Origin of the sequence: Capnocytophaga sp. CM59, from assembly GCF_000293175.1 — a bacterium.
Taxonomy (GTDB): domain Bacteria; phylum Bacteroidota; class Bacteroidia; order Flavobacteriales; family Flavobacteriaceae; genus Capnocytophaga; species Capnocytophaga granulosa.
Genome location: NZ_ALNN01000016.1, coordinates 26,531 through 39,941, shown reverse-complemented (window position 1 = coordinate 39,941; position 13,411 = coordinate 26,531). Strand labels below are relative to the sequence as shown.

The 13,411-nt window shown below is 44.3% G+C and carries 15 protein-coding genes; 8 read left to right on the top strand and 7 right to left on the bottom strand.

Features of this window, described 5'->3' with window-relative positions; translation table 11 throughout:
- Positions 1 to 46: 46 nt before the first annotated feature.
- Positions 47 to 970: a helix-turn-helix transcriptional regulator gene (locus HMPREF1154_RS05450; protein ID WP_009641570.1), complete on the bottom strand. Its 924-nt coding sequence runs from the start codon at positions 968 to 970 to the stop codon at positions 47 to 49.
- A gap of 45 nt (positions 971 to 1,015) precedes the next feature.
- On the opposite strand from HMPREF1154_RS05450, the gene HMPREF1154_RS05445 reads away from it, so the two are divergent.
- The gene (locus HMPREF1154_RS05445) at positions 1,016 to 1,621 is read left to right on the top strand and encodes a SprT-like domain-containing protein (RefSeq protein ID WP_009641591.1); all 606 of its coding nucleotides are present in this window, start codon (positions 1,016 to 1,018) and stop codon (positions 1,619 to 1,621) included.
- Between the two features lie 9 nt (positions 1,622 to 1,630).
- Here HMPREF1154_RS05445 and HMPREF1154_RS05440 read toward each other — a convergent pair whose 3' ends face one another.
- Entirely contained in the window at positions 1,631 to 3,397 is a 1,767-nt protein-coding gene (locus HMPREF1154_RS05440; protein ID WP_009641577.1) for an aminopeptidase P family protein, read from the bottom strand.
- Positions 3,398 to 3,410: 13 nt separating this feature from the next.
- Positions 3,411 to 3,947 (bottom strand): Smr/MutS family protein, encoded by a 537-nt coding sequence (locus HMPREF1154_RS05435; protein WP_009641590.1) that lies wholly within the window; start codon positions 3,945 to 3,947, stop codon positions 3,411 to 3,413.
- A 151-nt stretch (positions 3,948 to 4,098) separates the two neighbouring features.
- Between HMPREF1154_RS05435 and HMPREF1154_RS05430 the strand changes: the two genes are divergently transcribed.
- Together HMPREF1154_RS05430 and HMPREF1154_RS05425 are read left to right on the top strand one after the other, a co-directional pair.
- Complete coding sequence (locus HMPREF1154_RS05430) at positions 4,099 to 5,547, top strand: S41 family peptidase (RefSeq protein WP_009641603.1); 1,449 nt, start codon at positions 4,099 to 4,101, stop codon at positions 5,545 to 5,547.
- 11 nt (positions 5,548 to 5,558) lie between these two features.
- A complete protein-coding gene (locus HMPREF1154_RS05425; RefSeq protein ID WP_198004477.1) occupies positions 5,559 to 6,392 on the top strand; it encodes a 1,4-dihydroxy-2-naphthoyl-CoA synthase in 834 nt (277 codons plus the stop codon).
- Here the strand turns inward: HMPREF1154_RS05425 and hflX are convergent.
- The 3 genes from hflX to HMPREF1154_RS05410 are packed head-to-tail and all read right to left on the bottom strand — an operon-like array spanning position 6,389 to position 9,024.
- Positions 6,389 to 7,606 carry a GTPase HflX gene (gene hflX / locus HMPREF1154_RS05420; RefSeq protein ID WP_009641548.1) on the bottom strand — a complete coding sequence of 406 codons (1,218 nt, stop codon included), beginning with the start codon at positions 7,604 to 7,606 and terminating at the stop codon, positions 6,389 to 6,391. The genes HMPREF1154_RS05425 and hflX overlap by 4 nt on opposite strands.
- A gap of 36 nt (positions 7,607 to 7,642) precedes the next feature.
- Positions 7,643 to 8,356: an SAM-dependent methyltransferase gene (locus HMPREF1154_RS05415; RefSeq protein WP_009641601.1), complete on the bottom strand. Its 714-nt coding sequence runs from the start codon at positions 8,354 to 8,356 to the stop codon at positions 7,643 to 7,645.
- A gap of 2 nt (positions 8,357 to 8,358) precedes the next feature.
- Entirely contained in the window at positions 8,359 to 9,024 is a 666-nt protein-coding gene (locus HMPREF1154_RS05410; protein WP_050999702.1) for a SanA/YdcF family protein, read from the bottom strand.
- Positions 9,025 to 9,158: 134 nt separating this feature from the next.
- Between HMPREF1154_RS05410 and HMPREF1154_RS05405 the strand changes: the two genes are divergently transcribed.
- The 5 genes from HMPREF1154_RS05405 to HMPREF1154_RS05385 all read left to right on the top strand — a co-directional run bounded on the left by HMPREF1154_RS05405 (position 9,159) and on the right by HMPREF1154_RS05385 (position 13,054).
- Positions 9,159 to 9,419, top strand: coding sequence for a thiamine-binding protein (locus HMPREF1154_RS05405; RefSeq protein ID WP_009641622.1), 261 nt, complete (start codon positions 9,159 to 9,161; stop codon positions 9,417 to 9,419).
- On the top strand, positions 9,403 to 10,095 hold the full coding sequence (gene pnuC / locus HMPREF1154_RS05400; protein WP_009641580.1) for a nicotinamide riboside transporter PnuC: 693 nt from the start codon (positions 9,403 to 9,405) through the stop codon (positions 10,093 to 10,095). Before HMPREF1154_RS05405 ends, pnuC begins: the two co-directional genes overlap by 17 nt.
- Positions 10,041 to 10,589, top strand: coding sequence for an AAA family ATPase (locus tag HMPREF1154_RS05395; RefSeq protein WP_034566979.1), 549 nt, complete (start codon positions 10,041 to 10,043; stop codon positions 10,587 to 10,589). The genes pnuC and HMPREF1154_RS05395 overlap by 55 nt, the downstream gene beginning before the upstream one ends.
- Entirely contained in the window at positions 10,586 to 12,139 is a 1,554-nt protein-coding gene (locus tag HMPREF1154_RS05390; RefSeq protein WP_009641616.1) for a DUF4301 family protein, read from the top strand. The genes HMPREF1154_RS05395 and HMPREF1154_RS05390 overlap by 4 nt, the downstream gene beginning before the upstream one ends.
- Positions 12,140 to 12,229: 90 nt before the next feature.
- Complete coding sequence (locus tag HMPREF1154_RS05385; RefSeq protein WP_009641604.1) at positions 12,230 to 13,054, top strand: hypothetical protein; 825 nt, start codon at positions 12,230 to 12,232, stop codon at positions 13,052 to 13,054.
- 103 nt (positions 13,055 to 13,157) lie between these two features.
- On the opposite strand, the gene HMPREF1154_RS13495 is transcribed toward HMPREF1154_RS05385, so the two are convergent.
- Positions 13,158 to 13,334, bottom strand: a complete 177-nt coding sequence (locus HMPREF1154_RS13495) for a hypothetical protein (RefSeq protein ID WP_009641624.1) — start codon at positions 13,332 to 13,334, stop codon at positions 13,158 to 13,160.
- Positions 13,335 to 13,411 lie beyond the last annotated feature (77 nt).

The window sequence follows — 13,411 nt, the reverse complement described above, 5'->3', positions numbered from 1 at the left end:
CTCACTGTAGAGGCGTAATTTATTGCGTCTTAATACTTTTCACTCTTCACTTTTCTCTCTTCACTTTTTTATTCCTCTTTATCGCTTCTTCCCAGTACTTGACAAACTTCTCTCTTAGGTGCTGAGGTTCTACGATGGTCAGTGACCAACTGCGCTTCATCAGCTCCATAACGAGGTCAAGGGTAGGCTTGATATACAGTTCAAAGGTGATTCGGGTATCAGTCTTATGCACTACCCTCTGAGAGGGGTGTATGGGCGAGGCCATAAGATAGTTGCCATCACGATGGTCAAATTCTAAGACTAGCCGCTCGGCCTGCTCATCGGTGAACATACCAAAGGCATCACGATAGGGGGTTACAAAATCTAATTGCTTGTTAGGAGAGAAAAACTCCCCCTCCTCTATACTCCTGATACGCTCCAAGGCAAAGGACTTAAAGGGTATTTCAGGGCGGGCTACATCTACCGCCAAGAGGTACCACTTGTAATCCTTATGCTTGAGCTTATAAGGTTGCACGGTATAGGTCTTGGTTTGCTCATCACGATAGTCATAGTAGGTAAGTTGTAGCTGGTAATGCTCCTCTATAGCGTGCATACAATCAGGTAGGTGTTCTGCTCCTGTGTTTCTACGAGGCTCTGGAATCACATACATAGGCAATAGTCCATCCTTATTTTGGGCAGTCAGCAGCATATAAGCGGTCAAAAGGTCATCTATAAGCTCGCTCCCCTCTTCATTAAAGAAATAACCGTTTTCCTTATTGCGCTCTATCTCACAACCTTTGTCCTCAAGTGCTTCCCTATCTCGGTGAAATAACTGCTTATCATAGCGATATTTGCGTTCCTTATTGTCCTCTCTTTCTTTGACATAAGGGGACATCGCTTTAGCTATTTCTTGGAATTTGGGAAACTCTCCCTTTCGGTTACAATTGCGAACATATCGCAATAGGGCAAACTCTCTTATGATTTTCTCCATGATTTTACTTGTATTACTGTTTTTTTTCTTATTTTTGCACTCATTATGGAAGCCATTTTATACAAATACTTACCTTCTGAGGCGGTAGTACCTTGTTTTGAACTGATTAAGAACTTAGGGATCTACCTCAAGATCGTCAATGAGCGACAGAGTAGGCATGGGGATTACCAATGCCTGCCCAACGGACAGCATAAGATTACAATCAATGCCAATCTGAACAAATATCGCTTTCTGATGACCCTCATCCACGAGATTGCGCACTTAGTGGCTATTGAGAAGTATGGCAAGCAAATAAAACCTCATGGCAACGAATGGAAAACTACCTACCAAGCCCTCATGAAGCCTTTTTTGCGAGTTGAGATCTTCCCTGCTGAACTACTTTCCTACCTTATCATTCACTTCCAAAACCCTTCTGCCAGTAGTGATACCGATGTACACCTAACGCTGGCTATGCGACAATATGACAATGGGGAGCGTACAAAATATTATGTTTTTGAACTCCCCACTGATAGTCTTTTCCGCACCGATGACGGACGTGTATTTAGAAAAGGCAATAAGAAAATCAAGCGCTATGAGTGTTTGGAACTGGCCACTGGCAAGCGCTTTGTCATTCAGCCACATGCCTTAGTAGAGCTAGTCACTCCTTCTTAACCTTTTGATTTATATAGCTTTACATCTTTCTTTTAGCCAAGCCTGTTGCTCCTTACCTACCAAAGGGCTAAGGGTTTTCTCTACCCATTGGTTGTAGTTATTGAGCCATTGGCGTTCCTCCTCTGTAAGCATATCCACTATAACCGCACGGGTATCCAATGGGCAAAGGGTAAGGGTCTCTAAACGGTAGAAATCGCCAAACTCATTAGAGCTGTGTTTCTGTACCGCAACGAGGTTTTCTATACGAATACCATAGCGACCTTCACAGTAGATACCAGGCTCATTAGAACAAACCATATGTTCAAGCATAGGCACATCTCTCATCTCCTTACGAATGCTCTGTGGCCCTTCGTGTACGCATAGGTAGCTACCTACCCCATGGCCTGTACCATGTCCATAATCACGCTGATTCTTCCAGAGAATAGCACGGGTGATGGAATCAAGCTGTACCCCACGAGTACCCGCTGGGAATATAGTGGTACTTAGGGTGATCATCGCCTTCATCACAAGGGTATAATCACGCTTAAAGTCTTCTGAAAATTCCCCAAGAGGAATCACACGAGTAATATCGGTAGTGCCTTCTATATAGTGGGCACCAGAGTCTATCAGTACGGTTCCCTTGGCATGCATAGGCACTTCGGGATTGGTAGCGGCATGGTAATGCACTATTGCTCCATTGCCCTCATAACCTATGATCTTACCGAAGCTATTGGCCAAGAACCCTTGTTCGGCGCGGAACTTGTCCATGATATCTCCCAAAGAGTGCTCGGTAAGTGGGGTCTTTCCTATGTTGTTTTCGAGCCAATAGAAGAAATTGACCAAGGCTACCCCATCCTTTACCATGGCTTTGCGGAAACCTTCTAATTCGGTCTCGTTCTTCACTGCCTTGAGTAGTTGTACAGGCGAAGGAGCAATATGCAGGGTATTGTGCTCACCTACTGTATTATAGATAGTTTGGTTGGCATCGGGGGAGAGCAAGATGGTTTCTCCTTTGAGTTTTTGTAATTCCTTAAAGTAATCATGGTAATCCTTAAGCTCAATATGTTGCTCTTTGAGGTAAGCCTTTACCGAATCATCGCACTGCTTAGTATCTACAAAAAGGGTAGCACTCTTAGGGGTAATGCAGAGGTAAGCCAAGAAAACAGGGTTGAAATTCACATCATTACCACGGAGGTTGGTCACCCAAGCAATATCATCAAGAGCGGTAACAAGGAAGTGGGTAACCCCTTTCTCTGCCATAATACCCCTGAGGGTTGCTAACTTATCCGAAGTTGAGCGACCTGTATATTTTTCAGCACGTACATAGATAGGCTTTCTATCGTCCTTAGGGCGGTCTTTCCATATCTTCTCAATCAAGGGCTTATCTACCAAGGTAATTCTCTTTCTCTTGAGTGTATCGCTGAGTAAGTTCCATGTATTGTGAGGCGTACAAAGGCCGTTGCAGCCTACTTTTGCCCCTTGGGGAAGTTCGTTTAAGAGCCATTCTTGGCTAAGGGGAGCATCCTTGGTGCCTTCTATGAAGAAATCTACACCTGTACCTGTAAGCTCGTTCTTAGCTTGTACTAAGTAACGGCCATCTGTCCATAATACAGCCTTGTCATGTGTGATGAATATGTAGCCTGCTGAGCTATCAAAACTGGAAATCCATTTCCTTTCCTCCCAATAAGGGGTGAAATACTCACTCATGTGAGGGTCTGCATTGAAAACCACAAAAGCATCCAAGCCATTGGCTTTCATCTCATTACGTAGTAATGATAATTTTTCTTTTGTTGTCATTATCTTTATATTTTTAGAATATGTTTTGCAAAAATACTTCCGTTGCCCCCATGCCATAACGCATATAGTCAGCCTCCTGATAACTTAGGTCATAGCGGGAGAAAAGTGTCTCTAACTCGGCCTTAAGTACGCCCTCCCCTACGCCGTGTATAAAGACGATACTAGGAACTCCCTTCTCTATGGCATATTCTATACAGCGCTGGGCTTCTTCCAGTTGGGTATTGAGCATATCAAAATTGGTCATGCCATGGGTATGGGCAACCAATTTCTCTATATGCAAGTCTATTTCCATATGGTGAGTAGGCTTTTTTTTCGTTTTTTGTCCCTTGGGTGCCGTGTTTTTCTTCTTTTTTTCCTCCTTAGGCTCCACATACATGGCTCTATGATAGGGAACAGAAGCGTTCAGGTCTGTTTTGACCAATTCCGAAGGGGCAAAAGTAAGACTAATCCCCTGGGAGGTCTCTATACACACCCCTTTGGGGGTAATTTTGGTAACTACCCCTGAGATAAGTTCGTCTATCACTTCTACTTTGTCCCCTACTGAAAACATGTTTGTTCTACGTTTTGATGTGCAAAGATACGAATTTAATAGCTAAAAATCAATGATTCTTGGCTATTTTTTTACCTTCGAAAAAGAATTTTAGTTTTCATTTTCCGAAAAAATCCGTACCTTTGCAGCACTTATCTAAACTAAATTCATTATGATTAAGAAATTTTCCCTACTGCTAGTACTTGCCCTTTGCCTCCCTTCTTGTAGTAAAGAACCTCAGGCAGAGCAATTAGAGAAAGCTACCCAAGAAGCCGAAGCCACAGACCAGCAATATAAAACCAAAGACTTCGTGTGGCAAGGCCTAAACAAATACTACTTGTGGCAAGAGCAGGTAGCTGACCTCTCCGATACACGTTTTGAAAAATCTGTCTCTTATACCAATGCTACTAGTAAGAACTATGTAGACTATCTTAAGAACTTTAGCTCGCCCGAAGTGCTGTTCAAGCAGCTACTTTCTCCCGAAGACAGATTCAGCTTTATTGTAAAGGATATAGACGAACTGGAAAACTCCTTCCAAGGGATCTCCCTCTCCACAGGTATGGACTATGCCTTAGCCCGAATAGAGACAGGCGGAGTCATAGGCTATGTACGCTATGTACTCCCCAGCTCCGATGCTGAAAAACAAGGCGTGAAGCGAGGGGATTTCTTTGATTCAGTAGATGGGGAAAAACTTACCCTTAACAATTACCAAAAATTGCTCTTTAACCAAAACCCCTCACTGACCTTTGGCTTCTTCAAAGTGGTTGACAAACAGATAGTTCCTACCGAGAGCAAGACCCTTTCCCAGCTTCCACTTCAGGAAAACCCTATACTGCTCCACAAGACCCTCAGCCGCAATGGCAAAAAGATAGGTTACCTTGTGTATAACTCCTTTGTGAGTAAGTATGACAAAGAACTCAATGAGGCCTTTGCCCAATTCAAAGCCGATGGGGTGAGCGACTTGGTACTTGACTTGCGCTACAACAGTGGCGGAAGCGTACAAACGGCTATCTATCTAGCCAGTATGATCAAGGGTACTGATACCCACAAAGTATTTGTAAAACAGGCCTCTAATAAGAAAATGGCCAACTATTGGAACCGTGAATACAACTTTGAAAACAATATATCGGGCACCCCTATCCAAGCGCTAAACTTGCCTAAGGTATATATACTCACTTCCAAGCGCACCGCTTCGGCTTCGGAGCTGATTATCAATGGACTGAAACCTTACCTGACTGTTGTACAGATTGGAGATAAGACGGTAGGGAAAAACCTTGCCTCTATCACCCTGAAGGACAAGACCCAAGGCAGTAAGTGGGCTATGCAACCCATCGTGCTCCGCTCGGAGAATGCCGCTGGTTTTGGGCACTATGAGACAGGCTTATTACCTGATTTTGAAATCAAAGAAGATGTCCGAAACTTAGGTGTCTTGGGTGATGAGAATGAACCGCTCTTAGCTAAGGCTTTGGAACTCATCACAGGGGTTCCTCCTCAGAGTGCTTCCCTTAGAGGGGCAGGAGTAAGGCGTGTAGCCAATAGACTTTCCATGGACGAGTTCGACCACTGCCGAAGCCTATCCCCTACTAATAACCGTATGTATATAGATAATCCTACTGAATAATGAATACAGAAATCCCTTGGCAGACAGCCAAACAATACGAAGATATTACCTACAAGAAGTGTAATGGGGTCGCTCGTATTGCCTTCAACCGACCAGAGGTGAGAAATGCTTTCCGCCCTCGTACTACCTCAGAACTCATTGATGCACTGCGCGATGCCACCGAAGACACCTCCGTTGGTTGTGTACTCATCTCTGCTGAAGGCCCCTCGCCCAAGGATGGGGTATGGTCATTCTGTAGTGGAGGTGACCAGCGCGTACGTGGCAAGCAGGGGTACGTAGGTGATGATGGTGCTCATAGGCTCAATATACTAGAAGCTCAACGCCTGATCCGCTTTATGCCCAAGGTTGTCATCGCCGTAGTACCTGGCTGGGCAGTAGGGGGAGGCCATAGCTTACATGTGGTATGCGACATGACCTTAGCCAGCCGAGAACATGCCATCTTTAAGCAAACCGATACCGATGTAGCCAGCTTTGATGCCGGTTATGGTTCTGCCTATCTGGCCAAAATGGTAGGACAGAAAAAAGCCCGCGAAATCTTCTTCTTGGGGCGCAACTACTCCGCTCAAGAGGCTTTTGAGATGGGTATGGTCAATGCCGTAATCCCTCACGATGAGCTAGAAAGCACCGCTTATGAGTGGGCACAAGAGATCTTGCGTAAGTCCCCTACAGCTATCAAAATGGCCAAATACGCCATGAACCTTACCGACGATGGTATGGTAGGCCAGCAAATCTTCGCGGGCGAAGCCACTCGCCTGGCTTATATGACCGACGAAGCCAAGGAAGGACGCGATGCCTTCCTTGAGAAACGCAAGCCTAATTTTGAGAAAAAGTGGATTCCTAATTAGGATTCTTCCTCTATTTCCACCTCTGGATATAAGAAATTGTTGTAAGGGAAACGCGTAATGTGTATTTCCCTTACTTTTTTATATACTTTCTCTCTGAATTCCTGTATATTTTCCTTATTCACCGCTGAAATAAAGATAGCATCTCCATTCATACGGTTCATCCATGTTTGTTTCCACTCCTCAAGGGTAAAGTGTCGGGAGGTCTTCTCGGTCATCAGGTCATCTTGGTCTATGGTTTGGTGAGTATAAGCATCTATTTTGTTGAAGACCATGATAGTAGGCTTATTGATACTTTGTATTTCGCCCAATATCTGATTGACCGATGCGATATGCTCTTCAAAATTGGGGTGAGAAATATCCACCACATGTAGCAGCAAGTCGGCATCCCTGACCTCGTCCAAGGTACTCTTGAACGATTCTATAAGCTGGGTAGGGAGCTTTCGGATAAAGCCTACTGTATCACTTAGCAAAAAGGGTAGGTTTCCAATAACCACCTTGCGCACGGTAGTGTCCAAGGTCGCAAAGAGCTTGTTTTCAGCAAATACCTCACTCTTGCTGATAAGGTTCATCAGGGTAGATTTCCCCACATTGGTATAACCAATAAGAGCCACTCTCACCAAGGCACCTCGATTGCTACGCTGGGTAGCCATTTGCCTATCTATGGTTTCTAACTTCTTCTTGAGCAGGGCAATACGATCACGGACGATACGTCGGTCTGTCTCTATCTCCGTCTCCCCAGGACCACGCATCCCTATACCCCCACGCTGGCGCTCTAAGTGTGTCCAAAGTCCTGTAAGGCGCGGCAAAAGGTACTGATACTGCGCTAGCTCCACCTGTGTACGGGCATAGCTTGTTTGGGCACGCTGGGCAAAGATGTCCAAGATGAGCGTTGTCCTATCCAATATTTTGATTCTTAGGATTTTTTCTATATTGTTCTGCTGGGCGGGTGTCAGCTCGTCATCAAAGATAACGGTACCTATTTCGTTTTCTTCTACGAACTGGGTGAGTTCCTCCATCTTCCCTGTGCCAATAAAGGTTTTAGGGTTGGGGGTATCAAGGCGCTGGGTAAAGCGCTTAATCACCTCTCCACCGGCCGTATAGGTCAGAAACTCCAGTTCGTCCAAATATTCGTGGGCTTTTTCTTCGTTTTGAGTAGCGGTAATCACGCCCACTAGTACCACTTTTTCATAGTCTAAATTTTTCTTTTCAAGCATGTTGAAAGTTTTGAGTTTTGAGTTTTAAATTTTGAGTTATAGCAAAATAAAAATCGTCGGTTGTTTGTCCAATTGCAGCCCTTTGCGTTTATGCCGCCACTCCCCTACGGTATAGGTATGTATGGATTCTCCTGCGAGGGTTACATTGGTAGCCACACATAGGGAGGTCTGTGGGGAGAGCAGCTGTAACATCTCATCCAAGAGTGCCTCATTGCGGTAAGGTGTCTCTATAAAAAGCTGGGACTGTCGCTCTTCTTTTGCTCTTTTCTCAAAGCGCTTAAGGGCGGCCTTACGCTCCCCCTTATCTATAGGCAGATAACCATTGAAGGCAAAAGACTGTCCATTCATACCGCTGGCCATAAGGGATAGCAGCAAGGAGGATGGCCCTACCAAGGGCACCACACGTATGCCCTTGTGGTGTGCCAAGCGCACAATGTCGCTGCCTGGGTCGGCTATGGCAGGACAACCCGCATCGGAGATAATTCCCATGGGATAGCCTGAAAGACAAGGGGATAGAAACTGCTGCTTATCCTCCTCCAGTGTATACTTGTTCAGTACGAAAAGCTCCAATTCCCCTTGTGGGTGTTCGGGAGCGATCTGCTTGATAAAGTGTCGTGCATTCTTAGCATTCTCCACTATAAAGTGCTTGCAGTGTAGCACCACCTCCCGTACACGAGGGGGCAAGACCTCAGAGACCTCACTCTCTCCTAATAGGTTGGGTATCAAGTACAAATTTCCTATCTCCTGCATAACTAATGTATTTCTATTTTCTCTCCCAAGAACTTGGGTTTCACTCCAAAAGTCAAGTCCCAAAAGACTTTCACTCGGGCAAAGTATTCTCTGACACTGGTTTTAAAGCCTGTGTACTTATCTACATCTTTGGCACAAAAGCCAATGGCATCTATACCATACTTTTGAGCTAAGTAAATCGCCCGCTGGTCGTGAAAGGCTTGGGAGACGACCGTTAGCTGGGTAAGAGAGAAAATCTCTTTGGCTCTTACGACCGAATCCAAGGTACGGAAACCCGCATAATCCAAGTAGATTTTTTGCGGAGGCACGCCTTGAGCTACCAAGGCCTCTTTCATATCGGTAGGTTCATCATACCTTTGGCGGCTATTATCCCCGCTGATAAGGATATAATCCACCTTCTGCGCCTTGAAAAGAGCTGCTGCTGCCTCCACCCTATACCGAAAATAGAGGTTAGGCTGTCCATTCTTAAGGGTCTTTCCTGTGCCCAGTAGCAGGGCTACCTTGCGCTTAGGAATACTATCAAGCTCCGTATAGAGCCTATCGGTTGTAGCCTTGCGTATGGTGCTGTCAGCATTGTGAATCACCACCACGCCCATCAGCAGGAGAAAAAGTAGGAAGAACATACTTTTTACAAAAAACTGTCTGGAAATACCTATTTTTCTTGCCATTGCTTTTGCGATTACTGTTACAGCAGGCAAAGTTACTACTATTTGTAGTTTTATCAAAAAATATATTCAAAAAATATGTGCTATTTCCTTTTTTTTTAGTATATTTGCTATCCGAAAACAAAAGCATTTTTACAATGAAAGTATCAGTAGAACTTACCCTTAGTCCGCTCCAAGACGAGTTTGAAGCACCTATTATTCACTTTATTAAGAAGCTCCGCTCCTCTGGGCTTATCGTATATGAGAACCCACTGAGCACCCAAATATATGGCGAATACGACCGAGTTATGGAAGTACTTACCAATGAAGTGAAAGAGGTCTTTGAACTATTAGAAAAAGGACTTATTTACATAAAAATAGTAAAATCCGACCGACACGATTATGAACCACATTTTTGAGTGGATCTTTTCCCAGTATAAGGATACGCCTATACACTTGTTAGCCATAGAACTATTAGGGGTATTCTTCGGCCTTCTGAGTGTGCTCTTTTCCAAGAAAAGGAATATATGGGTGTATCCCACGGGCATCATCAGTACGGTGCTCTTTGTCTACCTGCTGTGGGTAGGTAGGCTCTTTGGCGATATGCTTATCAATGCCTACTATACCGTAATGAGTGTGTATGGCTGGGTATTGTGGGCTAAGCACAGCCAGGATAGCGTACATGTGGAAATCTCCCAGATGAGTGCTTCCGATACCAAAAACACCCTATGGCTGGCGCTGCTGAGTTGGCTTTTTGTAATGTTTGTCTATTACTTTAAGCCCTATATCAACAATGATTTCTCTATGGAGGGAATCACTTTGGGATTAGCACATTTCGTATGGACGGACTGGGTAGATGCCACTACCACCGCCATTTTCTTGGTCGGTATGTGGCTTATGGCAAGGCGTAAGATAGAGAATTGGCTTTTTTGGATTGTGGGTGATGCCATTTCTATCCCCTTATACACCTACAAAGGTTTCCTATTTACCGCCTTACAATATGCCATCTTTACCCTTATTGCTGTTTTAGCTTATATAGAATGGAAAAAGATCTTATACAACAGCCGAGCCTCTGCAAGCGTATCGCCTTTGTAGGACCTGAATCCACGGGAAAGACTACTCTTAGCGAGCTGATGGCCTCCCTATACCACACTCAGTGGGTCAAGGAGTATATGCGCCTTTACCTACAAGAGAAGTGGGACAAGCAGCATGCTGTATGTACTTGGGAGGACTTGCTACCTATTGCCAAAGGGCAAATCCGCCTAGAGAATGAGGCGCTTTCTAAGGCCACAGGGTATCTCTTTTGTGATACCTGCCTTTTGGAGCTGGTCATTTACTCCTATATATATTATGGGAAGTGTGATCCTGTGATAGAGCGTCAGGCACTAAATCACAAGTACGAACACATCTTCCTGACTTATATAGATACCCCTTGGGTGCCTGATGATCTAAGGGATAAACCTGAGGAACGGGCTGAGATCTTTACCTTTTTCAAGGACTTTTTAGAGAAAAAATCCATTCCTTTTCACTTGTTGAAAGGAAATATAGACGATAGAGTTGAACAAATTAACCAAAAGCTAACACGATGAAAGAATTAACCGAGTACGACCAACTTCTCTTAGGAGAAAAAGGTATCAAAGTCAGCAAGTTACAAGAACAAGTAGCCATTTTCCTCGCAGGTGTCCCCCCTGTGAACTTAGTAGCTCCTGCCCATGTGGGTAGCGGTATCCTCTCTTTCTCCAGAGAAGATGCCATTCAGTATGTGGCCACCTACCAGAAGAAGAAAAACAGCTTGGACATTCTCAAGTTTGTCCCTGCCTCTGGTTCCGCTACACGTATGTTCCAGTTCCTTTCGGCCTTTGAGAGTGATTTTGACCCTAAAAAACAAACCTTTGATGAGTATATCAAGGAAAGTGGCAATGCCAATGCGGAAATTTTCTTCCAATACCTCCCTCAATTTGCCTTCTATGACGCTTTGCAATTGTATATAGAGCAGCATAAGGCCTTTGATGGTCTCAATGAGGACGAAAAAAAGCTCCGTATTGCCCATATCCTACTCAAGGAAGAGCCTTTTAACTACAAAAACAAACCCAAAGGGCTTTTCCCCTTCCACAAATATGGTGAAAAGGTAGTTACCGCCTTTGAAGAACACTTCAGAGAGGCTTTCCTCTATGCTGCTCAGGGGGATGTAGTCAATATCCACTTTACCATTGGTAAGGAATATAGCACCCTTTTCCTAAACCAATTGGCCGAGATACGACCCAACTTGGAAAAGCAATATGGGGTACACTTCGAGGTGAGCTTCTCTCACCAAAGTGAAAGTACCGATACAGTGGCACTGACCCTTGACAATGAGTTCTTCCGCGATGAGAAAAACCAACTGCTTTTCCGCCCTGCCGGACATGGTGCCTTGCTTAAAAACCTTAATGAACTGAATGCCGACATTATCTTTATCAAAAACATAGATAATGTAGTGGTAGAATCCTACGCCGATGAGGCTATTTTCTACAAAGAGGTCTTGGCTGGAAAACTGGAAGATACGCGCTCCAAGGTGCATAAGATCCTACAAAAAATCCAAAAAGAGAAACTCAAGAAAAAGGAACTGCCTGAGATCCTCAAGTTCCTCCCCGAACTCAATATCAAGGTGCCTTCCTATGTACATAAGTTTGCCAAACGCTATATGATAGAATACATCTATCAGGCACTGAATCGCCCTATCCGTGTATGTGGTATGGTAAAGAACGAAGGCGAAATAGGTGGTGGCCCCTTCTGGATAAAGGACGCTGATGGCAACGAATCCCTACAAATCATAGAAATGGCACAAATAGACAAAGACAATCCACAACAATGGGAACGCCTACAGGCCTCTACCCACTTCAACCCCGTAGATATTGTTTGCTGTATCAAGAACTACAAGGGAGAGGTATTTGACCTTGAAGAGTTCCAAGACAAGAAACTCAGCTTTATCACCGAGAAATCTTATAACGGACGCCCTCTCAAAGCCTTAGAACTCCCTGGCCTATGGAATGGAGGTATGGCAGGCTGGATTAGTATCTTTGTCGAAGTACCACAGATTACTTTCAACCCTGTCAAAACCGTTAATGATTTACTTAAGAAAAACCACCAAGGAAATCATTAATAGTGACTAACGACTAGTGACGAGTGACTAATTCCACTATAGTATTGGTCACTTGTCATTTGTCATTTGTCACTCTCACTTGCCATTATTATGAAACATTTTTTACTTATTTTTCTATTTTACAGTGCTGCCACCTATGGGCAGGATCTCAAGGAGGCTAAGGATAGGCTCTCTTCTCCCCCTGAAAGTACTTCAGGAACTGAAGCATATCACTCTTCTTCCGATGAAAGCTATCAGGTTCGTCCCACTTGGGACGATATCTCTTTCCTTCCGATGCTCTTTGACCTGACCTTCATCTTAGGCTACAACCTACTGGTGGAGAGTAGCTATGAACGATATGGACGTATGCAGACGGCTGAGCTTAATCCCTATCCTTACTACAAGGGTAAGGGCGATTATACCTATGAGAAACAAATCATGGAGGATTTTACGCTCTTTCGTGCTGCCGTTAGTAATGAACTCTCCTTGGGTTCCCACATTTTCCAAAACAACCTACAAGGCAAGATACGTATGGGCAGCCGCTTTGGCGCAACGCTCTCCTATCGTCATTTCTGGGAAAAGCAACGAGGTATCCCCGCCGAGCACTTAGATTTTGTCTCTCTTACAGCTCAGTACTACCGTATCCGCACCCAGCGCATGAGCCTTAGCTGGGGATTGGGAGCAGGCTATATAGGCAATGGCATTAACCAATTTGGTTTTGCTATGACCCAAGATGCCGAAGTCTTTGTCTATAGGCCTTTTTCGCTGGCCTATCAATTACAATATACGGCTTTTACTTACTCGGATATTTTCTCTTTTGCCGTGGGCGCTAATTATTATCGCCAGCAGTATCAGGGCGGAATCAAGTACCAATATAACAACTTAGCAGGCAAAAGCTTTTCGGCTATGATACTCTGCGTTGGGGTTACATTCTGATAGAGGACGTTATAAATAACGTCTCTACAAATAATACCGCTGTGAGGGAAAAACAGAGGCTGTCCTTGGGGGATAGCCTCTTTCTCTATTATACTTAATTTGTTTAATTACTCTTGTGATATTCTATAGTGCGCTCGGTGATATACGAGCCTTTGCCATCGGTATATTGGATACGTTCCGTCCAGTTCTTATAAGCGTCAAACTTAAAATGCTGCGTAAGCTTAGAGGTTAGGTTGCCCACTGGGTCAAAGATATGAAAATATCTAGAAATAGCTATCAAATAACATATATTTAACAAGAAGACCACCCACAAAGGGGTAGTCTTCCTTCTTTAGTAGTCCTTATAGTTTTATGAGT